The organism is Dactylosporangium sp. CA-233914 (genome assembly GCF_050942935.1).
In the GTDB taxonomy this organism is placed as follows: domain Bacteria; phylum Actinomycetota; class Actinomycetes; order Mycobacteriales; family Micromonosporaceae; genus Dactylosporangium.
Genome location: NZ_CP192030.1, coordinates 5945352 through 5970798, shown reverse-complemented (window position 1 = coordinate 5970798; position 25447 = coordinate 5945352). Strand labels below are relative to the sequence as shown.

The window sequence follows — 25447 nt, the reverse complement described above, 5'->3', positions numbered from 1 at the left end:
GCGCTCCTTGGGGGTCAGGGCGTGGTGCTGGATCCCCGGACGATCAGTTCGGGGGGCAGCAGACGGGCGGCCGGGGGGCCGTCCGGTGGCGGGGGGTTGAGCAGGGCGGCGATGATCGCGTGCCCGGCGGCCTCGATCGGCTGCCGGACACTGGACAGGTCGAGGGCGGCGGCCGTCGGGGTGTCGTCGAAGCCGACGACGGCGAGGCGGGCACCCCGGGCGCGCACGGTGCGCAGCAGCCCGGCGGCGAGCGTGTCGGTCGCGGCGACGACGGCGGTGGGCGGGTCGGGGCGCTCGAGCAGCCGCGCGCCGATCTCGGCCCCCACGGCGAGGGAGTCCTCACCGCGCACGTCGGGGCCGGGGGGCAGGCCGAGGGCGGCGAGGGTGTCCCGCCAGCCCTCGGCCCGCCGGTCGCCGACCGCCGAGCCGGGCGGGTAGCCGGCGAAGGCGATGCGGCGGTGTCCGGCCTCGGTGAGGTGCCGGGTGGCAGCGGCGGTGCCGGCGGCGTTGTCGACGTCGACCCACGGGTGGTCGTCGTCGCCGGTGCGGCCGAACGCGGCGAACGGCACGGCGTTGGCGAGCAGCGCGGGCGGGCGCGGATCGCCGGCGTGCAGCCCGTAGAGCACCAGCGCGTCGATCGCGCCGGCGCGGTGCAGCGCCAGGGCTCCGTCGACCTCGCCCTGCGCGTCGTCGGCGGTGTAGAGCAGCAGGTGGTGGTCCTCGGCGCGGCCGGCGTCGGCGAGGGCGTGCAGGAACCGGTCGTGGATGCTGCCGAGGGCGTGGGGGTGGACGGGCTCGATGCGGTACCCGATCATGCGCGACGTCGAGGCCCGCAGCCCCTGGGCGAGCCGGTTGGGCCGGTAGCCGAGCTTGGCGATGGCCGCCTCGACCCGCTCACGCGTCTCGGGACGGACCCGCTCGGGCGCGTTGAGCACGTTGGAGACGGTCTGCCGGGACACTCCCGCCTCCCGCGCCACGTCCTCGACGGTGGGCTGCACAACTGCTCCTCGATGTCGTATGGTCCTCGTGTTGAACGTTCAAATCTCGCATATCGCGGCGTTTGAACGTTCAACACCGGATGTCCGGACGCTCTCATCCGCTCGTCGGCTTGTCAAGAGGAACGTGATGGCCCAGCCCTACCTGCACGAGCACGTCACCTGTGTCGCGGCCCCCGCGACCTGGCTCTCCAGCCCCTCCGGCGACCTCGCCGCCGACCCGGACGGGATCTACGTCGAGGACCGCCGGGTCCTGTCCAGGCTCGCCGTCACCGTGGCCGGCCGCCCGGCGGTCCCGATCGGCGCGCGGCGCACCGGCGCGGGCACCGCCGAGTTCACCGGCGTCCTGCGCCATCTCGGCGACGACGGGCCGGACCCCACCGTGACGCTGAGCCGCCGGCGCGGCGCCGAACCCGGCGGCGGACACGAGACCCTGGTAATCACCAACGCCTCCCACACCGCGCTGCGGGTGGCCGTCGAGGTGCGCGCCGCGACCGACTTCGCGCGAATGGGCGCGGTGAAGGACGGCCGCACCGCCGAGCTGTCCACTGTGGACCTAGTCGGGCGGGCCGATTCCCCCGACGGCATGCGGGTCGCCGTCACCGCCGAGCCCGCGCCGGACGGGCCGGGGCTGCGCTGGGAGGTGACGCTCGCGCCGAGGGAGACCTGGACGGCGCGGCTGACGTTCACCCGGCTCGATGTAACGCCGTCGGCGGCGGCCTTCGCGCGCAGCGGATTGCGTGTCGAGGCCGACGACCGGCGGCTCGACGCGCTCGTGCGGGCCGGGGTGGAGGACCTCGAGGCGCTGCGCCGCGCGGACGGGCCGGACGTGTACTACACCGCCGGCAGCCCGTGGTATCTCACCCTCTTCGGCCGCGACTCGCTGTGGGCCGCCCGCCTCGGCCTGCCGCTCGGCCCGGAGGTCGCCGCCGGCACCCTGCGCGCCCTCGCCCGCCGCCAGGGCGAGCGCCACGACCCCGACACCGACGAGGAGCCGGGCAAGATCCTGCACGAGGTCCGCCCGGCCGACGCGTCGTACCATCTGCCGCCCGTCTACTACGGCACCGTCGACGCGACCGCGCTGTGGGTGAGCACCCTCGCCGACGCGTGGCGCTGGGGGCTATCGGCGAGCGAGGTGGAGCCGCTGCTGCCCAACGTCGAGCGGGCACTCTCGTGGCTGGCGGGGCACGAGGGCTTCATCGCGTACCGCGCCAACGGCAAGGGCCTGACCAACCACGGCTGGAAGGACTCCGGCGACGGCGTCCAGCACGCCGACGGCCGCATCGCCGAGGGGCCGCTGGCGCTCAGCGAGGTCCAGGCGTACGCGTTCCAGGCCGCGGTCGACGGCGCCGCCCTGCTCGACGCCTTCGGCCGCCGCGGCGACCGCTGGCGCGCCTGGGCCGCCGACCTGGCCGAGCGGTTCCGCACGGCGTTCTGGTGCCCCGGCGGCTACCCGGCGATCGCGCTGGACGGCACCGGCGCGCAGGTCGACAGCATCGCCTCCAACATGGGCCACCTGCTCGGCACCGGCCTGCTCAACGCCGACGAGAGCCGCGCGGTCGCCGAGCACCTGGCGGGCCTGCGCTCCCCGTTCGGCATCCGCACGGTCGCACCGTCCTCGGCCGGTTACAACACGCTGTCGTACCACCTGGGCTCGGTCTGGCCCCACGACACGGCCATCGCCCTGCTGGGCCTGGTCCGCGACGGCCACCGGATTGAGGCGTCCGCGGTCGCCACGGCGCTGCTGAGCGCCGGCGAGCGCTTCGGCTTCCGCCTGCCGGAACTCTTCGCCGGCGACGATGCCGCGACCCCGTACCCGGCGTCGTGCCGCCCGCAGGCCTGGTCCGCCGCGGCCGGCCCGGCCCTGCTCACGGCCCTGCTCGGCCTGAACCCCGACGTCCCCGCCGGCCGCGTCACCCTGGCCCCCCTGTCCCCGTCCCCGGTCGGCGCCTACCGCGTGCGAGGCCTACGCATCGGCCCCGGCGAGCTGGACGTGTCCGTCTCCCCCGACGGCACGCCCACGGTCCACGACGCCCCGGCCAACCTGACGGTGGCGATCGAGCCCCCGCGCACGTCGTGCCGGACACACCAGTAACCGAAGTGGACCGGTGCGTTCGTCAACGGCGGCGGAGCGCCTCCGCGAGCAGCTCGACCAGGTGCTTGCCCTTCTTGGCGGCCAGGTCCTCCGCCTGGGTACGGCAGGAGAAGCCGTCGGCGAGGAACACGTCCTCGGGCGACGCGTCCTTGAGCGCGGGCAGCAGCTGCTGCTCGGCGACGGCGACCGAGACCTCGTAGTGGCCGCGCTCGACGCCGAAGTTGCCCGCCAGGCCGCAGCACCCGCCGAGGCGCCGCACGGTGGCCCCGGCGGCCTTGAGCAGCTTGGCGTCGGCGTCCCAGCCCATCACCGCGTGGTGGTGGCAGTGCGGCTGGGCCACGACCCGGGTGCCCGCAAGCGACGGCGGGGTCCAGTCCGGGGTGCGGGCCAGCAGCTCGGCGACCGTGACCGTGGCCGCGCTGACCTTGCGGGCCGCGTCGGTGTCGATCAGCTCCGGCAGGTCGCCGCGCAGCACGCCGGTGCAGGACGGTTCGAGGCCGACGATCGGCATGCCGCGGTTCACGGCGTCCGTCAGGGCTTCGACGGTACTGCCGAGAATGCGCTTGGCCGCGTCGAGCTGGCCGGTGCTGATCCAGGTGAGGCCGCAGCACGCGGACTTCGGGGTCACCTCGGGCGCGTAGCCGGCCGCGGTGAGCACCTCGACCGCCGCCTTGGCGATGTCCGGGGCGAAGTGGTCGGTGAAGCTGTCGACGAACAGCAGGACGGGCTTCCCGGCGGCCTTCGGGGTGCCGCGGAACCAGCGCCGGAACGTCCGGCTCGCGAACCTCGGGATCGAGCGGCGGGCGTCGACACCGGCCGTGAACAGCGCGAGGTTACGCAGCCCCGGCGCGGCGGTCATGGCATTGGCCAGGCGGGGCATCCGCGACGCCAGGCGCGACCACATCGGCAGCCGGCCCAGCGAGTAGTGCGAGCGGGGCCGGACGCGGCCCTGGTAGCTCTGGTGCAGCACTTCGGCCTTGTACGCGGCCATGTCGATGCCGGTCGGGCAGTCCGACGCGCAGCCCTTGCACGACAGGCACAGGTCGAGCGCGTCGTGGACGGCCGGAGCGCGCCAGTCGGGGGCGAGGTCGCCGTCGAGCATCTCCTGCAGCACCCGGGCGCGGCCGCGGGTCGAGTCCTTCTCGGTCCTCGTGGCCAGGAACGACGGGCACATGACCCCGCCGAGGACCGTGGTGTCGGCGCGGCACTTGCCCACGCCGGTGCAGCGGTGCACGGCCTGGTTGAAGTCGCCGTGGTCGGCGTGGTAGCCGAACGCCAGCTGCCGGGGGACCGGGCGGGCCTGAGCGACGCGGATGGCCGCGTCGACCGGATCGGGGTTGACCAGCACGCCCGGGTTGAGCAGGTCGCCCGGGTCGAAGGCGTGCTTGATCGAGCGGAACAGCTCGATCGCGGCCGGGGAGTACATCCTGGTCAGCAGCTCGCTGCGGGCGCGGCCGTCGCCGTGCTCGCCGGACAGCGACCCGCCGTAGCGCACCACCAGGTCGGCGGCGTCCTCCAGGAACGCGCGGAACTTCCCGGGGCCGCCCGGCTTGTCCAGCGGGAAGTCGAGGCGGACGTGCACGCAGCCGTCGCCGAGGTGGCCGTACGGCATGGCGGACAGCCCGTGCTGCTCGGTGAGCGCGTCGAAGTCGCGCAGGTAGTCGCCGATGCGCGCCGGCGGGACGGCGGCGTCCTCCCAGCCGGCGTGCGCGGGCAGCCCGGACGGGGCCCGCCCGGCCAGGCCCGCGCCGTCCTCGCGGATGCGCCACAGCGGCGCGGCCTTCGCAGTGTCCTCGACAACGAGGGAGTCCACGGCCCCGGCCGCCGCGGCGAGGCGCTGCGCGCGGTCGCGGGCCTCGCCCAGGTCGTCGCCGGCGACCTCGACGAACAGCCACGACGTGCCCCCGGGCAGCGGCGGGACCGCGTCCGGGCCGCGGCGGCTGCGGACCACCTCGACGATGCGCGAGTCGATACCCTCACAGGCGGTCGGGTCGAAGCCGAGAATCGTGGGCACGGCGTCGCCGGCCGTGCCGAAGTCGGGGTAGCCCAGGACCACGAGGATGCGGTACTTCGGATCGACGACGAGCCGAACCGTCGCCTCGGTGACCACGGCCAGGGTGCCCTCGGAGCCGACCAGCAGGCCGGTCAGGTCGAAGCCGCGCTCCGGCAGCAGGTGCTCCACCGCGTATCCGGACACCTGCCGCGGGAAGGTCGCGAACTCGGTGCGGGCGACGGCGAGGTTGGCGCGCACGATCGCCTGGAGGTTCTCGGCGACCGCCTTGGCCCCCTCGATCGTCGGCCGGTCCTTGTCGTCGCGCCCGGTGGACAGCCGCTCCCCGTCGATCGTGAGCGCGTCGAGCCCGACGACGTTGTCCGAGGTCCGCCCGTACCCCAGCGTCCGCGACCCGCACGAGTTGTTGCCGATCATCCCGCCGATCGTGCACCGCGTGTGCGTCGACGGGTCGGGCCCGAACCGCAGCGCATGCGGCTTGGCGGCCGCCTGCAGCCTGGCGTGCACCGTGCCGGCCTGCACCCGCGCGGTCTTCGTGCCGGGGTCGACGTCGAGGACGCGGTCCATGTGCCGGCTGAAGTCGAGCACGACCCCGGGCCCGATGGCGTTCCCGGCGACCGAGGTGCCCGCGCCCCGCGCCGTGACCGGCACACCGAGGGCCCGGCACACCTCCAGGGTCGCCGCGACCTCCTCGTCGGAGCGGGGCCGCACGACAGCGCGGGGGACGACACGATAGAGCGAGGCGTCGCTGGCGTACGCCGCCCGGTGCGCGTCATCGACGAGCACGTCGCCCACGCCCGCCCGCGCGAGCCGGGCCAGTAGATCGTCTGGGGTTTCGCCGGTCATGTCCCTCATGCCAACTCATGCGCTCCCGAGCGGGCCGGCATCGGGCCTCGTCGCCGCCCCGGAACGCTCGCTGGACATCCCCGCCATGGTAGACGCCACCCCACCCGAAGATCCGGACGCCCCCCGGCTACGCCGCCCGCCCGGCATCGCCCTCCACACACGCCAGCGAGACCCGGGCCACGGATTTGTCCGACATATCGCCCCGGATCGGAAACCCTTCAGTGCTTCGGCGTGTTGCCGATGGCAGGCTTGACGGCTACTGGTGCGCTTGAGGACCGGGGGTACGGCGATGGCGCCGAGTTCCATGGGCAGTGCGTTCGACAATCGCTCTCTCGGCACGAAGGTCACCGCCGCGATCCTGATCGCGGCGGTAAGCGGGGTGATCGTCGGCGGGCTGGCCATCGCCGACGTCCGGTCGAACCACCGGGAGGCGTCAGCGGCGCAGCGCACGAGCATCGCCTCGCTCGGCGCGGCCGGGGCGTTCGCCAAGAACATCGAGTCGTTCGGCGGCAACATCTCGGCGCTGCGCCTGTACCCGGCGCTCACCGATCGGATCACCGAGAACCTGGCCGCCAACCAGCGCGCGGTCGAGGACTCCCTCGACAGCATGGCGTCCAGCCTGGCCGGGGCACCCGGCGGACCGGCGACCGTGACCAAGTCGCGCCAGGACTGGAAGGCCTTCACGGACTTCATCGCCGTCGACCGGACCAAGGCCACCCCGGCGGAGTTGGCGACCGCGGTCCAGCAGTACGACACCCTCTACGGCGCGCTCGGCGCGGACCAGACCGCGCTGCAGGACGCCGCGCGGACCCAGGCGGAGGCGAGCATCAAGGCCGCCGCCGACCGCGGCGCGACCGACACCCGCGTCATCGCGGTCGTGCTGGCCGTCGGTGTCGTGCTCAGCCTGGTGATCGGGCTGACGGTCGTACGCCGGGCCCGCCGCGCACTCAACGGGGTGCTGCACATCGCCGACGGGTTGGCCGAGGGCGACCTCACCCGCACCTCCGGGGTGCTCGCGCGGGACGAGGTCGGCCGGATGGCCGCCTCGCTGGACCGGGGCATCTCGCGGCTGCGCGAGGACATGGTGGAACTGGCCGGCAACGCCGCCACCCTCCAGCAGGCGGCGCAGCGGCTCACGTCCGTGTCGCAGGCCGTCGACACCACCGCCGGGCAGGCGTCCGCGGAGGCCTCCAACGTCGCCGCCGCGGCCGGTGAGGTCTCCGGCGATTTGCAGATCGTCTCGGCCGGCTCGGCACAGATGGGCGCCTCGATCCGGGAGATCAGCCGCTCCACCTCGGAAGCCACCACCGTCATCGCCGAGGCCGTCCAGGTCGCCGACACGACCCGCACGACCGTCGCCCGCCTCGGCGAATCCTCGACGGAGATCGCCACCGTGGTCAAGGTCATCACCGCGATCGCCGAGCAGACCAACCTGCTCGCGCTCAACGCGACCATCGAGGCCGCCCGGGCCGGCGCGGCGGGCAAGGGCTTCGCCGTCGTGGCCAGCGAGGTCAAGGACCTCGCCCAGGAGACCGCCAAGGCCACCGAGGACATCGTCGCCCGGGTCGGGGCCATCCAGTCGGACACCACCGGTGCGGTGACGGCCATCGGCGAGATCTCCGCGATCATCGAGCGCATCAACGGCATCCAGGTCACCATCGCGTCCGCGGTCGAGGAGCAGTCGGCCACCACCGACGAGATGAGCCGCACGCTCTCCCGCGCCGCCGACGGCGCGAGCGGCATCGCCGCCACCATCGCCAGCGTCTCGGATGCGACCCGGCGGACCACCGACACCGTCGGCGACACCCGCCAGGCCGCCGATGACCTGGCCGGCATGTCGGCCCGGATGCAGGCGCTGGCGTCCCGGTTCCGATACTGACGCCCGGCGGCCCAGGCCCGCGGGCCCGCGCGCGGCGCCCCGGAACTCAGCCGGCCGCCGGCCGCGTCTCAGCCGAGCAGGCTCTGGCCGATCCAGCCGCCGGGTGGGCAGCCGGGCGGGACGGCGAACACGGCGGAGCCGATCGGGGTGATCCAGTCGTTGAGCAGGTCGGCCTCGTCGAGCTTGCGCTGGATGGGCAGGAACTGCCGGGCGATGTCGCGCTGGAACGACGCGAAGATCAGCCCGGCGTCGGCGGTGCCGTCCGCGGCCGGCGGTTCGTCGTAGTTGTACGGGCGGCGGAAGATGCGCAGGCGGTCGTCGGGCACGTGCGCGCGGGCCGCGTGGGAGAACTCGGAGATGACCGGGAACCCGTTCGGGGTCCTGGCGGCCAGGTCGAGCGGATCGTGCTCCCGGCGGCCGGTGAGCGGGGCGCCGTCGGACAGGCGGCGGCCGACCGCGAACTCCTTGCCGGTCGAGTCGAGGGCATCCCAGGTCTCGAGCTCCGCTCGGATGCGGCGCAGCACCAGCGTCGTGCCGCCGTCGTCGGTCCAGACCGCGTCCGCGAACACGTCGCTGCCGGGCTGCGGGTTCGCCGTGCCGTCGACCTGGCCGAGGAGGTTGCGCTGGGTCACGCCGTCGTCCTGCATGCCGCGGCCCCGCCGGAAGCCGCGCTGTACCCAGCGGACGGTGCCGAACGCGCGGGCATCCTTGACGAGCATCCGCTGCGCGTGCGCGATCGTCACCGGGTCGTCGGCGCACAGCTGCAGCAGCAGGTCTCCCCCGCTCCAGCGCGGCTCCAGCTTGTCGATTCCGAAGCCCGGCAGTGGCTCCGGGCGCCGGTCGGTGCGCCCGGCCGCGTCGAACAGGCCCGGCCCGAACCCGAAGGTCACGGTGAGCCGGGCCGGGACCGCGACCAGCTCCGGCTGACCATCGGCGAGCGGTGCGGTGCCCTGCGTCAGCCGGGCCGCGTCGTCGGTGAGCAGCCGCATGAGCCGCCGCAGCGCGGCCCGGTCGGTGCCGGCCTTCAGGTCGAGGGCGACGAACGCGGCGTGGGCCTGGGCCGGCGTGTCGATGCCGGCCTGGTGCTCGCCGTGGAACGGCACCGCCTGGGTGCCGTAGTCCACTGTGGACAGCTTCGCGGGCTCCGGCCCCGCCGCCGCGGTGACGGCGGCGCCGGCGGCCGCACCACCGACGGCGAGGGCGCCACCGCTCAGCAGGGCTCGCCGGCTCAGGGGTGCGAATGTGCGGTCCGTCATCTCAGCCCATCGTCATCGGGCCGGTGGAGCCGCCGGCGCCCGGCTGGTACGACTCGTTGCCGCCGGCGAAGTCCTTGCCCAGCGCGGTGAACCGGACCGTGCCGCCGTCCTTGAGCGTGAGGGTGACGGTGACCTCGTCGCCGGGCTTCACCGGGGTGGTGACGTCCATGAGCATGAAGTGGTCGCCACCGGGCTTGAACTCGTGGCTGCCCTTGCCGGGAACGGTGAACCCGCCCTCCTTGGGCTTCATGGCCATCTGCCCGTCGACCATCGTGGTCTCGTGCAGCTCCATCTTCGGCGAGGCGGTGGAGGTCGCCGACACCACCACGACGTCCTTGTCGGTGGTGTTCATCAGCGTGCCGTACGCGGCCGACATCCCCGACTCGGCGGTCTTCACCCACGGGTCCTTCATCACCAGCACCGGCTGGGGCGCGGCGGAGGAAGGCGCTGCGGACGGCGTGGCATCGGAGCCGGAGCCGCAACCGGCCAGGGCGAGAACCAGCGCAGCAGACATCGTAAGGCCGCGGGTGCGCAGCGACATCGGACATCCTTCGGTCGAGTGTGGACAGTCATCGGGATAGTCGTCGGCCGCAGGCGGCAAGTTCCCGGCCCGACCCCGATTTCGCGTCGCCGGCCGCAGGGTTCAGGATGGGACGCATGCGACTGTCTGTGACCGTCCGAACGGTGCTGGCCGCGGCCGCCGCCGTGGCGCTGATCGCGCTCCTGCCCGCCGCGCCCGCATGGGCGCACTCCAAGCTGATCAAGACCGACCCGGCCGACGGCGCCACCGTGACAACCACGCTCGCCGCGGTCACGTTCACCTTCAACGAGAACGTCAAGCAGCAGTTCAGCACGATCGTGGTGACGGGCGCGGACGGCGTGTCGTACAGCGACGGCGCGCCGCACGCCGTCGACAAGACGCTGACCCAGGCGGTGAAGCCGCTGCCGCCCGGCCCGGTGAAGGTTTCCTGGCGGACCGTTTCCACCGACGGGCATCCGATCGAGGGCCAGTTCGCGTTCACCAACGCGGCCGCGGCGCCGTCCACCGCCGCCTCGTCCGCCGCACCGGCCGCCGCGGCGGGCACCAGCCCGCCGGCCGCGGCGCCGCCGGGCACCGCGACGACGGCCGCGGCCGACCCGGCCGCCGGCGACGGTGGTTCGAGCGGGCTGCTCTGGGCCGTCGCCGGCGGGGTCGTGCTCGTGCTGCTGGCGGGCAGCGCGGTCGTGTGGCGACGCCGGTCAGGCCCCGGCGGGAGCCGGTGAGGTCGGCACCGGCGGCTTGCGTCGCACCCGGCGCACCGCCGCGACCACGACGTCGAGGAGCAGGAACGCCAGCAGGGTGACGCCGAAGGCGGGCAGCGCCCAGCCGATCGCGGCGGTCACGAGGACGCCGGCGATGAGCAGCGGCAGGCGCAGCCGGCGCCAGGCGCCCCGGGCCGGCGGCGGTCCGGCGAGGGCGCGGCGGCCGGCGCGGGTCGGGCGCCGCTGCCACCACATGCGGTATCCCCAGGTGATGACGCACAGCAGCCCGATCGCGAGCGCGGCGAGCAGGAGCTGGTTGGCCAGGCCGAAGAGGTAACCCATGTGGGCCTGGACGCCGAGCGCGCTCAGCTTGGCCAGCAGCGGCCAGTCGGCGTAGTCGGTCCGGTGCGCCACCGTGCCGGTGCCGGGGTCGACGGCGATCTTGTCGAAATGAACCGGCCAGACGTTGTCGTTCTCGACGACCGACCAGGCCAGGCCCGCCTCGGCCGGCGGCGAGATCTCCATCGGCGCGCTGATGCCGTTGGCCAGGGCGATGCGCAGGACCGCGTCGATCTGGGCCGGGTCCCCGGCGGCCGCGGTGGGGGCCTCGCTGTGGTGTGCGGTCCCGGCGGGAGCGGCTCCGCCCGTCAGGGAGGTCGCAAGCGCTGGCCGGCGGGCGTCCATCTGCTCCAGCGCCGCGCTGAAGTTGCCGCCGGCCCACCGGGACCAGGTCAGGCCGGTGGCGGAGAGGAACAGCAGGCCCACGACGAGCCAGACGCCGGTCGCGGCGTGGAGGCTGCGGGTGCGGCGCACGCCCTTGGCGGCGTTGAGGTCGTACAGCAGCGTGGCCTCGGTGCGGCCGCGGACCCGGCGGGTCTCGGCGCGGCGGCGCCACTGCCGGTTGCACCACAGGATCAGCCCGCCGAGGACGAGGACCCACAGCCAGCTGGCGGCGGTCTCGGAATACGCGCGGCCGACGGCGTCCAGGTGCAGGTTGCGGTGCAGATCGTCCAGCCAGGTCATGAGCGGGGTCTCACCGGCCCACGTCGTCAGCCGGCCGCGGACCTCACCCGTGTACGGGTCGACGAAGACGGTGTGCTGCTTCTCCCCCAGCTCCGGCACGCTGAACACGACCCGGGTCGTGGCGTCCGGCGCCGCCGCGGGGATCACGGTGGCCAGGGTGCCGTCGGGGTGGGCGGCGATCGCGGCGGCGACCTGCTCCGACAGCGGCTTGGGCAGGCCCGGACCGGCCTGGGCGGCGTGGAGCTCCCGGTCGTACACCAGGCTGTCCAGCTGCGGGCTGAAGGCGAACAGCAGCCCGGTGACGGCGGCGACGGCGAGCAGCGGCGCGACGAGGATGCCGGCGTAGAAGTGCAGCCGTGTCAGCAGCGGCACGATCGACCAGGAGCGGTCCGGGCGGGCGGGGCGCTCGGGCAGCTCCTCGGCAGGGGGCGACACGTCGGTGGCGACGGACATGGGAACCTCCGAGGTTTCATTCGCGGACACCGATGGCTGAGGGTGTCAGGGAGTAGTCGGCCCCGGGGGCCGGGAAGTTCCGTCAGACTTTTCCGCCCCGCCCGCTGGCCTCGGCGGCGCGGCGCAGGAACGCGTTGTACCGTGCGAGCTCGTCCTCCTCCCCGGTCGCCTCGGCGCGGTCGGCGGCCCGGTCGAGGCGGCGCTGCTCGCGCTCGTCGGCGCGGATCCAGCGCACGACGAGCAGCAGCAGGATCGCCACGGCCGGGATCTCGCCGAAGCCCCATGCCAGCCCGGCGCCGACGTGCTGGTCGGCGAGCAGTCCGCCGGCCCAGTCCGGATGGACGGAGGTGTACCAGTCCGGCGCGATCAGGCTCCGCGACTGCATGAGCGCGATGCCGAGGAACGCGTGGAACGCCATGCTCGCGAAGTGCACGAGCACCAGGATCGGCGGCGCGACGGCCCGGCGGCCGGGGTCGACGCCGATGAGCACCCAGAAGAACAGATAACCCGACAACACGAAATGCACGAGCATGGCCAGGTGGCCGAGGTGGTACCGCATGAGCACGCCGAGCAGGTCGCTGAAGTACAGCCCGTAGAGGCTGACCACGTAGATCGCGAGGGCCACCACCGGATGCGACAGCACGCGCAGCGCCCGGCTGTGCACGATCAGCAGCAGCCAGTCCCGGGCGCCCCGGACTCGCGGATCGCCCGGCGGCCGCAGGGTGCGCAGCGCGAGGGTGACCGGAGCCCCGCCGACGAGCAGGATCGGCACGAGCATGGCCAGGACCAGGTGCTGGGCCATGTGCGCCGAGAACAGCACGTAGGCGTATCGGGCGAACCCCGCGACGGTGAACGCGGCCAGCAGCATCAGCCCGCCGAGCCAGCTCGCCGTGCGGGCCGGCGGCCAGCGATGCCCGGCGCGGTGCAGCCGCCACACCCCGATCAGGTAGCCCGCCATGCCGAGCGCGACGACGGCGAGGAAGAACCCGTCGAGCAGCGGCGGCCAGAGCACCCGCGCGGCGCTCAGCGGCGCCGGGGCGGTGAACCCGAGCAGATCGGTGACCGGGTCGGTCTCGACCGGATTGGACGGTACGGGCGTCGGCGTCCTCGACAGCGCCACGGCGAGCCCGAGCGTGGCGGCGAACAGCACCAGCTCACCGGCGGCGAGGCGGCGGAACGCCCCGGGCCGGCCCTTGTCGAGCGCCGGCAGGGTCCGCCGCCGGTGCCGGAGCCCGATCGCGCCCGCGGCGAGGAGCGCGGCGGCCTTGCCGAGGACCAGCAGGCCGTACCGCGACTGCCACAGCTCCCCCACCGCCCCGAGCCGGACCGCGGCGTTCGCCACCCCGCTCAGCGCCACCGCGGCCCAGCAGCCCGCCGCGAGGCGGCTGTAGCCGCGCGCGGCGACGGCGAGCGCCCGGTCGCCGCGCAGCGTCAGCAGCGCGGCCAGGCCGCCGACCCACAGCGCCGCGGCGACGATGTGCACCGCCAGGCTCGTCACCGCGAGCTGATGGTCGCCCGCCCCGGCCGAGTGGCCGGTCAGCGCCGGCGGCACCAGGGCGGCGCAGGCCAGCAGCGCGGCAACCGCGGCCCCGGTCCGGGTGAGCACGAGCCGGGACGCGACCGCCACGACCAGGCCGAGCACGGCCTGGGCGAGCGCGGACTGGCCCTGCGCCACCGACCACGCCAGGCTGCGCACGCCGGCGAAGGTGACCTGTGACAGGGGCCGGCCGAGCAGGTCGGACAGGGTCAGCGGCAGCAGGGCCAGCGCGCTGAGCGCCCAGCCGGCGGCCCACCAGCCGGCCCGGCGCAGCATCCGGTAGCCGGCCGGCCCGAGCAGCTGCCCGGCCCCGTTCCGGCCGGTCTCGCCGGTGCCCGGCAGCAGGAACGCGGCGGTCACGGCGAGGCCGACGGTCACGACGCCGCAGACGTCGGCCGCCGCCCGGACCAGCGGCAAGCCCCACGCCGTGACCGGCCCGGGATCCGGCAGGCCGACGATCGCCCGGCCGAGGACACCGCCGCCCCAGCGCAGCGCGACCACCAGGGTCACGACCAGCAGCAACGGCCCGCCGGCGACCAGCAGAAGCCGCCGAACCCCCCATGCCGGAAAAATCATGATTCGTAAGTATTACGCTTCAGCATCACTAAGTTGGTCGGCGCGACCGCCGCCAAAGTTCCCGCGACATGCTCCGAGAGGACCCGAACCGATGCGTCTGACCTCCCCACTACGCGCCGGCGTCGTCGTGCTGGCCGCGACCGCCGCGGCCCTCGCCTTCCCGGCCGCCGCCTCCGCGCACGTCACCGTGAACCCGAACACCGCCACCCAGGGCGGCTACACCAAGATCACCTTCCGGGTACCCAACGAGAAGGACACCGCCTCCACCACCAAGCTCGAGATCGCCATCCCGACCGACAAGCCCATCGCCTCGGTCTCCCTCAAGCCGGTCCAGGGCTGGACCGCCGCCACCGAGACCAGCAAGCTCGCCACCCCGGTCAAGACCGACGACGGGGACATCACCGAGGCCATCTCGAAGATCACCTGGACCGCCGACCCGGGCGCCGAGATCAAGCCGCACCAGTTCCAGGAGTTCGACGTCTCCCTCGGCCCGCTGCCGCAGACCGACCAGATCGTCTTCAAGGCCCTGCAGACGTACTCCGACGGCGATGTCGTGCGCTGGATCGACGAACCGGCCGCCGGCGCCGAGGCCGAGCACCCCGCCCCCGTCCTCAAGCTCACCAAGGCCGGCACCGGGGCCACTCCGGCAGCGGGTGCGAGCGCGGCCGCGCAGGACGCGAAGGCCGTCATGGACAGCGGCGAGGACGGCAGCGACGGCACCGCCGTCACCCTGGCCGTGATCGGCCTGGTGCTGGGCCTGGCCGGCCTGGTCGCCGGACTGCTGGCCTATCGCCGGGCCGGCCGGACCGCCTGAGCACGCCGCCATCCCCCGGGATCCCGGCCCCGACGACCAGGATCCCGGGGCCGGCTCGGTGCGCGCGAGCGTCAGGTGCCGATCGCGGCGGCGCCCAGCAGCGCCTTGAGGTCGCCGTACAGCGCCGGGCCCGGCGTTACGCGGCATGCCTTCAGATCCAGCAGGAGGGCACGCCCGCTGGTGCAGGCCAGCCGGACGTGCACCGGCGCGGTGCCGTGATGGCGGGTGAGGATCTGCTTGAGCTCGTCGACGAGCTGGGCCGTGACCTGGGTGTCGCGCAGCGCCAGCACGATCGGCGCGTCGTCGCCGGTCAGGTCGAGGGGCGTCACGTCTTCGACGTGGATGCTCATGGTCTGGTCGCGGACGTTGATCCGGCCCCGGACGCTCACCACCCGGTCCTGGGCGAGTATCGCTTCGCACCGCTGGTACGTCTTGGGGAAGGCCAGGCATTCCATCGCCGCGTCGTGGTCCTCGAGGGTGAGCACCGCCCACGCGTGCCCCTGTTTGGTGATCTTGCGTTGCAGGTCGGCGATGATGCCGCTCACCTGCACCGGGCCGTCGGTCCGGCCGGAGGTGAGCAGGTCGGCCAGGCCGATGTCGCGGTGCTGGCGCAGGACGTGTTCGGCGCCGTCGAGGGGGTGGCCGGAGACGAACAGGCCGAGCATCTCCCGCTCGTACGCGAGCAGGGTGGACCGGTCCCACTCGCCCTCCGGGACGGCCACCGCGATGCCGGCGCCGCCGAGGTCGCCGAAGAGGGAGTCCTGGCCCAGTGCCTGGTTGCGTTTCACGCCGATGACCGCGTCGATGGCATGCTCGTGCACGGCGACCAGGCTCTTGCGGTGGTGGCCCAGGCCGTCGAACGCCCCGGCTTTGGCGAGGGACTCGATCACCCGTTTCTGGCACACCACCGGCGGGACCTTGCCGAGGAAGTCGGCGAAGTCGGTGAACTTGCCGCGGGCCTCGCGGGCGGCGACGATCGCCTCGACCACGCCGGCGCCGACGTTGCGCACGGCGCCCATGCCGAAGCGGATGCCGGTGCCGACGGCGGCGAAATCGAGGCGGCTCTCGTTGACGTCGGGTGGCATGACGGCGATCCCGAGGCGGCGGCAGTCGGCGAGGTAGACGGCGAGCTTGTCCTTGTCGTCGCCGACCGAGGTGAGCAGCGCGGCGAGGTATTCGCTGGGGTGGTTGGCCTTGAGGTAGGCCGTCCAGTACGACACCAGGCCGTAGCCCGCGGTGTGGGACTTGTTGAACCCGTAGCCGCTGAACGGGACCAGCACGTCCCAGATCGCCCGGGTCGCTGCCGCCGAGAAGCCCCGCTCGCCCATACCGGCGGCGAACCGGTCCCATTCGGCGTCGAGCACCTCCTTCTTCTTCTTGCCCATCGCGCGACGCAGGTTGTCGGCGGCGCCGAGTGAGTAGCCGGCCAGCTGCTGTGCGATCGCCATCACCTGTTCCTGGAAGACGACCAGGTGGTACGTGTCGCCGAGGATCGGTTCGAGGGCCTCGGCGAGTTCGGGATGGATCGGCTCGACCGGCTGCTTGCCGGTCTTGCGCAGCGCGTAGTTGGTGTGCGCGTTCATCTCCATCGGGCCGGGCCGGTAGAGCGCGTTGACGGCAGCGATGTCGGTGAACGTGGTGGGCTGCATCAGCCGCAGCAGCACCCGCATCCCACCGCCGTCGAGCTGGAAAACGCCGAGCGTGTCGCCGCGGGCGAGCAGCTCGTACGTTTTCGCGTCGTCCAGCGGCACCTGCAGGATATCGATGTCGATGCCCTGGTTGGCGCGCACGTTGGCGATGGCGTCCCCGATCACGGTCAGGTTGCGCAGGCCCAGGAAGTCCATCTTGAGCAGGCCCATCTCCTCGGCCTGCGTGAACGGGAACCCGGTGATCACCGGGCCGTCGGCCTTGGGCCGCACCAGCGGGATCACGTCCAGCAGCGGCTCCGCCGAGAGGATCACCCCGGCCGCGTGGATCCCGGTCCCGCGGGTGAGCCCCTCCAGGCCCGCCGCGTTGTCCAGCACGAGCCGGACGTCGGGCTCCTGCTCGTACATGCGCCGCAGTTCGGCGGCCTCGCCGTGGCGGGGATGGCCGCCGTCGTGGATCGCCGCGAGCGGGATCTCCTTGCCACCGGCGGCTGGTGGGAACGCCTTGGTGATCCGGTCGCCCAGCGCGTACGGCAGGCCCAGCACTCGGCAGGCGTCCTTGACCGCCGCCTTGGCCTTGATGGTGCCGAACGTGACGATCTGGCACACCCGGTCGTCGCCGTACCGGCGGGTGACGTACGTGATCATCTCGTCGCGCCGGCGGTCGTCGAAGTCCAGATCGACGTCCGGCATGGAGATCCGCTCGGGGTTGAGGAACCGCTCGAAGAGCAGTTTGTGCTCGATCGGGTCGAGTTGGGTGATGCCGGTGCAGTAGGCGACGATCGAGCCGGTCGCGGAGCCGCGGCCGGGTCCCAGCCCGATGCCCTGGTCCCGGGCGTACTGGCAGATGTCGGCGACCACGAGGAAGTATCCGGGGAAGCCCATCGTATCGATCACGGACAGCTCGTGATCGATCCGGGCGAGTACCTGCGGCGGAGGTGTTTCGCCGTATCGCCGGCGCGCCCCGCGCAGGGTCTCGGCGCGCAGCCAGCTGGACTCGGTCTCGCCCTCGGGCACCGGGAAGCGTGGCGTCAGGTCGCGGTGGGCGAAGATCTCGTCGTAGGCTTCGACCCGCTCGGCCACCAGCAGCGTGTTGTCACACGCGCCGGAGACCTCGTCGTCCCAGAGCGCGCGCATCTGCTCGGCGGACTTCAGGTAGTAACCGCTACCGCCGAACCGGAACCGTTCGGCGTCGGCCAGCTGCTTGCCGGTGCCGACGCACAGCAGCGCGTCGTGCGCGGCCGCCTGATCCTCGGTGACGTAGTGCGAGTCGTTGGTGGCCAGCGGCGGGAGCCCGAGATGCCGGCCGAGGCGGAGCAGGTCGTCGCGGACTCGCCGCTCGATCGGCAGCCCGTGGTCCATCAGCTCCAGGAAGTAGTTGTCCGCGCCGAAGATGTCGCGGTAGCGGGCCGCCGCCGCGACCGCCTGCTGGTACTGGCCGAGCCGCAGCCGGGTCTGCACCTCGCCGGACGGGCACCCGGTGGTGGCGATCAGCCCGGCCCCGTGCTCAGCGAGCAGCTCGTCGTCCATCCGCGGGTACTTCTGCACGTGGCCTTCCAACCAGGCCCGCGACTGCAGCCGGAACAGGTTGGCCAGGCCCCGGGCGTCGGCCGCCCACATGGTCAGATGCGTGTAGAGGCCCCGGCCGGACACGTCACCGCCCGCGCCGGTCTTCTCGTCGGACTTCCGCAACGCCAGGTTGTCGCTGAAGAACACCGGACGGCGATCCTGGCGCGCGCCGGGCGCCAGGTACGCCTCGATGCCGATGATCGGCTTGACGCCCGCCTTGCGCGCGGCGTGGAAGAACTCATGCGCCCCGTGGACGTTGCCGTGGTCAGTCATCGCCACCGCCGGCATCCCCAGCCGCGCTACCTCCTTGGCCAGCGGGCCGACTTTGGCGGCGCCGTCCAGCATGCTGTAGTCCGTGTGCACGTGGAGATGCACGAACGAGGCCACCACACCTCCTGGTTGTAGGCTGTCGAGCGCAGGCATTCGACCAGGTCAGGGGCCAGGGTGTCCAACAATCGACACGCAGAGAACTCACAACCAGAGGTTGTCGAGGCACTCGACTTCGGCTCGGTCAGGGCCTTCCTGGCGGTCGCCGACGACCGCTACTTCGGCGAGGCCGCGACCCGGCTCGGCATCAGCCAGCAGGCCGTCTCCAAACGCATCGCGACGCTGGAGCACGTCCTCGGCGTCCGCCTGTTCACCCGGACACCGAAGGGCGCCACCCTCACCATCGACGGACAGGCGTTCCTGCCCCACGCGCGCGCCATCGTCCAGCTGGCCGAACGCGCGGTCAGCTCCGTGCGGCCCGGCCACCGCGCACTCCGCGTCGACGTGCTGAACCACACGATCGGACCGGCCGGCCTCCTGCGCGACTTCCACCGGGCGCATCCCGGCACCGAACTCGACGTGCTGACGGGCGTCGGATCGAACACGACCGCCGCGATCGCCGCGATCGAAGCCGGCACGATCGACGCCACGTTCCGCGCGGTCACCACGCCGGCGCGGGAACTCCCCCCGGGCATCCAGGCCGCCCGCGTGCTCGACGACCCCCACCAGCTGCTGACCGGCCCCAGGCACCCCCTCGCCGACGCCCGGCGCGTTACCCTGGCCGACCTGCGAGGCCGGCGGATCTGGATCCCCGGCATCGTCCCCGGCACCGAATGGGCCGCCTACTACGACGACCTGAGCGCCGAGTTCCGCCTCACCATCGAGCGCATCGGCCCCAACTTCGGCACCGATCACCTGCTGGACGTGCTCGCCGAATCACCGACCCTGGCCTCCCTGGTCGGCGAGCTCACCCGCATGCTCTGGCCCGCGACCTACGACCTGCGCCGCATCCGGATCCTCGACCCGACCCCGGTCTACCCGCACTTCCTCATCTGGCATCGCGACAACCCGCACCCGGGCCTGACCGAGCTGCGAAGCTATATCCGCTCGGCGCCACATCGCCATCGCCCTGGTGATGTATGGGTCCCGAAATGGGCGGCCCACCCATCGCGGCCCTGACCGATCCAATACCGCACCGGACTGAGGAAGGGCGAGAAGACGCACGTGAAACTACGGTTGACCCCGGACTATCGGCTGCTCACGCTCCGCGACGTTGAGGCCGACGCCACCGACGGCCTGGACCAGGCGGTCGGACGCGCCTCGGCCGACCTGGCCGGCTCGACCGGCTACACACTGCTCGTCAGCGTCGCCCAGGATCTCATGCCCGTCGACGTCCGCCTCGAGGTCCTCGAAACCGAACCCAGGCCCGCATCCGAGGGCGAACGCGAGTTCGACATCGACTTTCCGACAGCAGGCCGCCGAGTCCTCCGGCGACCGCGCCGAGCTGCTGCTGCGGAGTCGACTATCCGGGCTCAGGACTGACTGCGGCCCAAGCGTTCCTCCGTGACCGGTCGCACCTGCCGACCGCGCAATGGCCGGACGAGCTCGCACCGGAGGCAGGGATCGGACACTACCTCTTGTTGCTATGGCGACTCGAAGGCTCGCACCGGAAGACGAATAGATGTCCCGCCACCGGGATCCCGGTCCTGACGACAAGGATCCCGAGTGGTGCACTCACTCGCAGCCGTCGTCCGGATCGACGATCCGCGGCGGGCTCGGCAGCAGGGGCGCCGGGGCGAGGTCGCCGATGTCGAGGCCGTCGCGATGCAGCCGCTCCTGCAACTGGCTGGTGGTGTACCAGTGCTCCATCCCGTACGGGTCGACGGCACGGTTCCACATGCGCTCACCACGGCCGTCCAGGTCGACCCAGCAGGACTCGACCTGCCAGTCCCCGGCGCGCAGCATGGTTCCCACACCCAGCGTCGCCCAGCGTTTCGCCTGGTCAAGGGCGCATGAGCAAGATCACTAACTACGCCCTTGTCATTTCGACCGTTCCTGGACAGTGAGCAAGAGTGAGTCTCGTGGTCACTGCGCCTGCCCCGAACGGTGTTGGGCAGACTGGTCTCCCGCGTTCACGTCTCTGGCGGGTGCACGGATCGTGTCCGTGTTCCGGTCCGGGGCGGGCGGGATTCCTCACGCGCGGGGCCGTCCTGCCGGGCCTGGACACTCCGATGCCGGGCGCCATCACTCTGGTGGCGTGCGGGGGGTGGTGTCCGTCGCCGGGCGGGATTGCCCTGCGCGCGCCGTCCGATCACGAGGCTTGCAGCCTCGTGACGGGTGGTCTTCCGGGTGGGGGTGCTGGTGGGCCTGGCCCAGTGTTCGGCGCCCCAGCGGGAGGTGTAGGCCGGGTCCACGGCGACGATGGTGATACCTGCCTCGGCGGCCATGGAGGCTAGCCGGGACCGCAGCCGCGCGGTCGGGAAGCGGGAGATCAGTCGCCGGAACCGTTTGCGCCGGCCGTGTTGTTCGCGGGTCTTGCTGTCGCCGAAGTCCAGGTTCTCGATGGCGATCGCGTCTACCCCGCATGTCTTCGCCCAACGCAGCAGCCGGGTAGTGGCGTGGCGGATCTGCGCGTCGCGGTGCTCCGCGGTGCCGGACATGGCGTAGTCGAAACGGCGCGGGGCGCCGACCGGATTGCCGTGCGTGTCGAGCTGCCAGGCGGCGTAGTGCTCGTCGTTGGTGTCCACGCCGATCACGCCGGCCGCGAGGGCCGCGTCCAGCCCGATCTGGGTGACGGCCGCAGGCTGCCAGGACGCGGTCAGGTACCAGCGGTCCCGGGCGGGGTCGTGGCGGATCGTGTAAGCGACCGCCTGGTTGGCGTCGATCTGCTGTGCCCATGCCTGGCCGCGGTGAGCGAACACGACGGACCCGGCCAGCGTGTACCGGCCGTGCCGGTCGTTGGCGAGGTGGCCGAGTGGGGCCGGCAGCTTGATGCTGACCTGGCCGTGCGGGCTGACCCGGATCGTCTCATTGCCGTACCTCTTGCCGCCCTCTCCGCCGGCGGACAGGAACATCCGGGCCGCGTCCCACCGGGTGCGCCACTGCTCGCCGTTCAGGCCCGCCTCGTCCAGGTGGTGGCGGGTGTTGGCGAGCCTGCGGCCACCGCGTACCACGTGTACGACCCCGGCCTTCTGGTCGGCGGCGAGCCTGCCCCGCCGGGCCTCCAAGACGGCCAGCCGCCGCGACTTCTGGTGCCACTCCCGAGCCGATCGGTACCCGCCCGGCGCACGTTTGGTGCCCGGCGTGCCGAGTGGCCGAGCCAGCCGCTGCCGGATCGTGCTGATCCCCGCGGTCAGGTTGTCCAGGTGCGCGACCTGTCCGCGGCGGGGGCAACGCCCACTGGTCGTGGGTGGCTTTCGTGATCGACCCGGCCCATCTCGACGACGAGGCGGCGGTCAGCTCCCGCTTGCGGTCCGCCCAGCGGGCGGCGTTGTGGCCCGTGCCATCCGCGCACCGGGCGGCCAGGTCCCGGGCTGCCAGCGAACCCAGATGGGCGCCGGCCTGCCGCAGCACGCTGTCCTCATCGGGAGTAACACGCAGCCGGGTGCGGATCGCCACCCCGGACGGGCCGGGCGCGACGAACGGTTTGTCCAGACAGCGCAGGTCAGCCAAGTTCGGCCGCCGCTAGCGCCTTCGCCGCCCGGTTGCGGGCCGACCCGCGGCCGTACAGCCGGGCGCAGCACGAGGTGAGCACCTCCACCATGTCGCGCACCAGGTCGTCCTGGACCTCACCGCCGTCCAGCACCACCAACCGCCGGCCTGTCGCGGACAGCGCGGCCTCGACCAACTCGGTGTTCATCCGGCCCAGCCGGTCCCGGTGCTCCACCACCACAGCGGTCACATCGGGATCGGCCAGCAGCCGTCGGGCCTTGACCCGGGCGCCGTTCATACCGGATCCGACCTCAGCCTCAATCCGGGCCACCGCCAGCCCCGCCTGCGCCGCCCACGACGACAGCCGGGCCACTTGACGTTCCAGGTCGGCCTTCTGGTCACGCGACGACACCCGGGCGTACAGACCCACCCCGCCCGAGACCTTCGACGCCGCGGCAGCCTCCACGTTCACCAGGATCGTCCGGGGCCCGACCCGGGTCGCCGGAACCGGCAATGTCCCCTCACGGAACCAGCGATAGGCGGTGTGCGGGTGCACGCCCTGCACTTTCGCCCACTCCGTCAAATTCACGCCACGACCGTAGCATGCACTAGCACACACTTACACACACTAGAAGGACGTTAAACGTGAGCAGCACGCGACCCCTCAGCGCTGGACGCGGGCGCTGCCGCCGCGCATCAGTGCCTCCACCTCGGCGAGGCTGGCCATCGAGGTGTCGCCGGGGGTGGTCATCGCCAGCGCGCCGTGCGCGGCGCCGTACTCCACGGCCGTCGCCAGGTCGCCGTCGCGCTCCAGCAGCCCGTAGATCAGGCCCGACGCGAAGCTGTCACCGCCGCCGACCCGATCGAGGATCTCCAGGCCGGGCCGGTGGGTCGCCTCGGCGAACGTGCCGCCGGCCCACGCCACGGCACCCCAGTCGTTCACCGTCGCGCTGTGCACGCCGCGCAGGGTGGTCGCGACGACCTTGAAGTTGGGGTACTGCTGGACCACCGCCTCGATCATCGACTTGAAGTTGCCCGCGTCGAGCGATCCGCCGTGGATATCGGTGTCCGGCACCGCGAAGCCGAGGCACGCGGTGAAGTCCTCCTCGTTGCCGATCATCACGTCGACGAGGCCGGCGAGACGGCGGTTCACCTCCCGCGCACGGTCCTTTCCGCCGACGGCCTTCCACAGGCTGGGCCGGTAGTTGAGGTCGTAGGACACGATCGTGCCGTGCCGGCGGGCGGCCGTCATCGCGGCTTCCACCGTCTCCGCCGCCGTCTGCGACAAGGCCGCGTAGATGCCGCCGGTGTGCAGCCACCGCACGCCCAGCGTGCCGAAGAGATGGTCCCAGTCAACGTCGTCCGGCTTGAGCCGGCTGGCCGCGGAGTGCCCGCGATCCGACGTGCCGACGGCGCCGCGCACGCCGAAGCCGCGCTCGGTGAAGTTCAGCCCGTTGCGCACGCTCCGGCCGATCCCGTCGTACGGCATCCACGTGATGAGGCTCGTGTCGACACCGCCCTGCAGGACGAGATCCTCGAGCAGGCGGCCCACCTCGTTGTCGGCGAACGCGGTGACGACCGCGGTCCGCAGCCCGAAGCAGCGCCGCAGGCCACGCGCGACGTTGTATTCGCCGCCGCCCTCCCAGACCCGGAACTGGCGGGCGGTGCGGACGCGGCCCTCGCCCGGGTCGAGCCGCAGCATGATCTCGCCGAGCGAGACCAGATCGAACCGGCAGTCGGCCTTCGGGCGCGGAGTCAGGCCGCTCATGCCGCACCGCCCGCGATCGCCAACGCCTCGGCCGCGCGGGCGGTGATCTCGTCCCAGCGCTCGCCGGCGATCAGCTCGGCCGGGGCGATCGCGGTCGCGCCGACCGCGAGCACGGCCGGGAGGGCCAGGTACTCCGGCATGAGGGCCGGAGTCACGCCGCCGGTCGGGATGAACCGCACCCCGCGGTACGGCGCCGACAGCGCCTTGATCGTCTGCGCCCCGCCGAGTTGCTGGGCCGGGAAGAACTTGACGATATCGAGGCCGGCATCGACAGCCATCTGGATCTCGGTAGCGGTGGCGACCCCCGGGTACACCGGCACACCGGCGTCCTGGCAGGAGCGGACCACGGCCGGCGCGAAGCCCGGCGTCACGACGAACCGGGCACCGGCCGCGATCGCCGCATCGGCCTGCGCGGCGGTCAGCACCGTGCCCGCGCCGACGACGAGGTCGTCCCGGGCGGCGAGCGACTTGATGGCGTCGAGCCCGGCATCGGTGCGCAGCGTCACCTCGGCCACGGCGAGACCACCGTTGACCAGGGCAGTGCCGAGGGCATCCGCGTGCCGCGCGTCTTCGATGACCACGACGGGCAGCACGCGGCCGACTCGAAGTTGTTCACCCATATGAACGCTAATCATGTACATGACCATACTGGAGGCCTCAGGCGTTCGCTAGAGTTGCGCCGTGCCCACCGCCCACGAGGACTTCCAGCCCGTCAAGTCGGCCGGACGCACGCTCGACCTGCTCGAGCTGCTCGCCGACCAGCCCCAGCCCTGGACGCTGGTGGACCTCGCCCGCGCGCTCGACATCCCGAAGAGCAGCCTGCACGGCCTTCTGCGCACGCTGACCAGCCGCGGCTGGGTGCGGACCGACGACACCGGCACCCGCTTCCGCCTCGGCATGCGCGCCCTGCGGGTCGGGGCCGCCTACCTCGACGGGGACGACACGGTCGGCCTGCTCGGCGGCGTCCTGGACGAGCTGTCACGGCGGTTCGGCGAAACGGTTCACCTCGGACGGCTCGACGGCGACCAGGTCATATACCTCGCCAAGCGCGAGTCGGCCCACCGTCTGCGCCTCTACAGCGCCATCGGCCGCCGCCTGCCGGCCCACGCCACCGCGCTGGGCAAGGCGCTGCTCGCCGAGCATCCGGACCAGGCGGCCGACCGGATGCTGACCTGGCCGCTGCCGCGGCTCACCCCGAACACGGTCACCGACCGCCGCACCTTCCACACCGCCCTGGCCGCGGTGCGCGCGGCCGGCTACGCCGTGGACCGGGAGGAGAACACCGAGGGCATCATGTGTATCGCGATGGCCGTGCCACTGGCGACGCCGGCGGTCGACGCGGTGAGCATCTCCGTGCCGCTGACCCGCCTCCAGCCGGACCTCGAGACGGCGATCGTCGCGGCACTCCGGGAGACGCTCGGCAGCCTCGGCCGGGCCCGCAGCATGCTGACCGCATGACCGCGCGGCCCCCGATGCACTCGAGCACAACGCCGGCCATCGCAGAGCGGCGCCCGCAACTCATGGTAATCCTATGGGATTAATAGACATTCGCCCGCCGGAGTTCTATCGTTGCCTGTGTCAGCCCATCGGCTGACATCACCAACCAGTGTCACGAGCGCCGACGTCCAGCCCCGGCTCGTCGGCCGGCAACCCTCCACCGCGACGGGGTGCCCCGGGTGATGACACGACCACACAACGGCTGTGTGGTAAGGACGCGGCCCGTACCCCGGGCCCCCGGACGAGGGAGTACACCATGCCCACAACCGAGGCACTCGGCGCGACGCGGCTGGAGCACACCGCGCTCTGGCAGCCGGTGGAC

General features: G+C 72.8%; 19 protein-coding genes and 1 riboswitch. Of the genes, 7 read left to right on the top strand and 12 right to left on the bottom strand.

The window, feature by feature from the left end; genetic code table 11:
- Positions 1 to 14: 14 nt before the first annotated feature.
- A complete protein-coding gene (locus ACQPY0_RS26465) occupies positions 15 to 998 on the bottom strand; it encodes a LacI family DNA-binding transcriptional regulator (RefSeq protein ID WP_432993803.1) in 984 nt (327 codons plus the stop codon).
- 127 nt (positions 999 to 1125) lie between these two features.
- Here ACQPY0_RS26465 and ACQPY0_RS26460 point away from each other — a divergent pair, with 127 nt between their 5' ends.
- Positions 1126 to 3090 carry an amylo-alpha-1,6-glucosidase gene (locus ACQPY0_RS26460; protein WP_432993801.1) on the top strand — a complete coding sequence of 655 codons (1965 nt, stop codon included), beginning with the start codon at positions 1126 to 1128 and terminating at the stop codon, positions 3088 to 3090.
- Positions 3091 to 3112: 22 nt separating this feature from the next.
- On the opposite strand, the gene ACQPY0_RS26455 is transcribed toward ACQPY0_RS26460, so the two are convergent.
- Positions 3113 to 5956, bottom strand: coding sequence for an FAD-binding and (Fe-S)-binding domain-containing protein (locus tag ACQPY0_RS26455; RefSeq protein WP_432993799.1), 2844 nt, complete (start codon positions 5954 to 5956; stop codon positions 3113 to 3115).
- Between the two features lie 280 nt (positions 5957 to 6236).
- On the opposite strand from ACQPY0_RS26455, the gene ACQPY0_RS26450 reads away from it, so the two are divergent.
- Positions 6237 to 7826, top strand: coding sequence for a methyl-accepting chemotaxis protein (locus ACQPY0_RS26450; protein WP_432993797.1), 1590 nt, complete (start codon positions 6237 to 6239; stop codon positions 7824 to 7826).
- Between the two features lie 68 nt (positions 7827 to 7894).
- On the opposite strand, the gene ACQPY0_RS26445 is transcribed toward ACQPY0_RS26450, so the two are convergent.
- Both ACQPY0_RS26445 and ACQPY0_RS26440 read right to left on the bottom strand, forming a co-directional pair.
- Positions 7895 to 9082: a Dyp-type peroxidase gene (locus ACQPY0_RS26445; protein WP_432993795.1), complete on the bottom strand. Its 1188-nt coding sequence runs from the start codon at positions 9080 to 9082 to the stop codon at positions 7895 to 7897.
- Between the two features lies 1 nt (position 9083).
- Positions 9084 to 9623 (bottom strand): copper chaperone PCu(A)C, encoded by a 540-nt coding sequence (locus ACQPY0_RS26440; protein WP_432993793.1) that lies wholly within the window; start codon positions 9621 to 9623, stop codon positions 9084 to 9086.
- Between the two features lie 116 nt (positions 9624 to 9739).
- Here ACQPY0_RS26440 and ACQPY0_RS26435 point away from each other — a divergent pair, with 116 nt between their 5' ends.
- Positions 9740 to 10345, top strand: a complete 606-nt coding sequence (locus ACQPY0_RS26435) for a copper resistance CopC family protein (RefSeq protein WP_432993791.1) — start codon at positions 9740 to 9742, stop codon at positions 10343 to 10345.
- Here the strand turns inward: ACQPY0_RS26435 and ACQPY0_RS26430 are convergent.
- Positions 10322 to 11800 carry a PepSY-associated TM helix domain-containing protein gene (locus ACQPY0_RS26430; RefSeq protein WP_432993789.1) on the bottom strand — a complete coding sequence of 493 codons (1479 nt, stop codon included), beginning with the start codon at positions 11798 to 11800 and terminating at the stop codon, positions 10322 to 10324. The two genes, ACQPY0_RS26435 and ACQPY0_RS26430, sit on opposite strands and share 24 nt — an antisense overlap.
- A gap of 82 nt (positions 11801 to 11882) precedes the next feature.
- Positions 11883 to 13913, bottom strand: a complete 2031-nt coding sequence (locus ACQPY0_RS26425) for a cytochrome c oxidase assembly protein (RefSeq protein ID WP_432993787.1) — start codon at positions 13911 to 13913, stop codon at positions 11883 to 11885.
- A 91-nt stretch (positions 13914 to 14004) separates the two neighbouring features.
- Here ACQPY0_RS26425 and ACQPY0_RS26420 point away from each other — a divergent pair, with 91 nt between their 5' ends.
- On the top strand, positions 14005 to 14727 hold the full coding sequence (locus ACQPY0_RS26420; RefSeq protein ID WP_432993785.1) for a YcnI family protein: 723 nt from the start codon (positions 14005 to 14007) through the stop codon (positions 14725 to 14727).
- Between the two features lie 71 nt (positions 14728 to 14798).
- Here ACQPY0_RS26420 and dnaE read toward each other — a convergent pair whose 3' ends face one another.
- Complete coding sequence (gene dnaE / locus ACQPY0_RS26415; protein ID WP_432993783.1) at positions 14799 to 18365, bottom strand: DNA polymerase III subunit alpha; 3567 nt, start codon at positions 18363 to 18365, stop codon at positions 14799 to 14801.
- Positions 18366 to 18386: 21 nt separating this feature from the next.
- On the opposite strand from dnaE, the gene ACQPY0_RS26410 reads away from it, so the two are divergent.
- Both ACQPY0_RS26410 and ACQPY0_RS26405 read left to right on the top strand, forming a co-directional pair.
- On the top strand, positions 18387 to 19388 hold the full coding sequence (locus tag ACQPY0_RS26410) for a LysR family transcriptional regulator (protein WP_432993781.1): 1002 nt from the start codon (positions 18387 to 18389) through the stop codon (positions 19386 to 19388).
- A 45-nt stretch (positions 19389 to 19433) separates the two neighbouring features.
- Entirely contained in the window at positions 19434 to 19751 is a 318-nt protein-coding gene (locus ACQPY0_RS26405) for a hypothetical protein (protein WP_432993779.1), read from the top strand.
- A gap of 192 nt (positions 19752 to 19943) precedes the next feature.
- Here the strand turns inward: ACQPY0_RS26405 and ACQPY0_RS26400 are convergent, their stop codons facing one another.
- The 5 genes from ACQPY0_RS26400 to eda all read right to left on the bottom strand — a co-directional run bounded on the left by ACQPY0_RS26400 (position 19944) and on the right by eda (position 24263).
- Positions 19944 to 20174, bottom strand: coding sequence for a hypothetical protein (locus tag ACQPY0_RS26400; protein ID WP_432993777.1), 231 nt, complete (start codon positions 20172 to 20174; stop codon positions 19944 to 19946).
- Positions 20175 to 20341: 167 nt separating this feature from the next.
- Positions 20342 to 21436 carry an IS200/IS605 family accessory protein TnpB-related protein gene (locus ACQPY0_RS26395; RefSeq protein WP_432993775.1) on the bottom strand — a complete coding sequence of 365 codons (1095 nt, stop codon included), beginning with the start codon at positions 21434 to 21436 and terminating at the stop codon, positions 20342 to 20344.
- A gap of 437 nt (positions 21437 to 21873) precedes the next feature.
- Positions 21874 to 22449 (bottom strand): IS607 family transposase, encoded by a 576-nt coding sequence (locus ACQPY0_RS26390; protein ID WP_432993773.1) that lies wholly within the window; start codon positions 22447 to 22449, stop codon positions 21874 to 21876.
- Between the two features lie 75 nt (positions 22450 to 22524).
- Positions 22525 to 23628, bottom strand: a complete 1104-nt coding sequence (locus tag ACQPY0_RS26385; protein WP_432993771.1) for a sugar kinase — start codon at positions 23626 to 23628, stop codon at positions 22525 to 22527.
- Positions 23625 to 24263 carry a bifunctional 4-hydroxy-2-oxoglutarate aldolase/2-dehydro-3-deoxy-phosphogluconate aldolase gene (eda, locus tag ACQPY0_RS26380; RefSeq protein ID WP_432993769.1) on the bottom strand — a complete coding sequence of 213 codons (639 nt, stop codon included), beginning with the start codon at positions 24261 to 24263 and terminating at the stop codon, positions 23625 to 23627. The genes ACQPY0_RS26385 and eda overlap by 4 nt, the downstream gene beginning before the upstream one ends.
- Positions 24264 to 24309: 46 nt before the next feature.
- On the opposite strand from eda, the gene ACQPY0_RS26375 reads away from it, so the two are divergent.
- Positions 24310 to 25086 carry an IclR family transcriptional regulator gene (locus ACQPY0_RS26375; RefSeq protein WP_432993767.1) on the top strand — a complete coding sequence of 259 codons (777 nt, stop codon included), beginning with the start codon at positions 24310 to 24312 and terminating at the stop codon, positions 25084 to 25086.
- A 149-nt stretch (positions 25087 to 25235) separates the two neighbouring features.
- Positions 25236 to 25347: riboswitch (SAM riboswitch) on the top strand.
- The last annotated feature ends 100 nt before the right edge of the window (positions 25348 to 25447 follow it).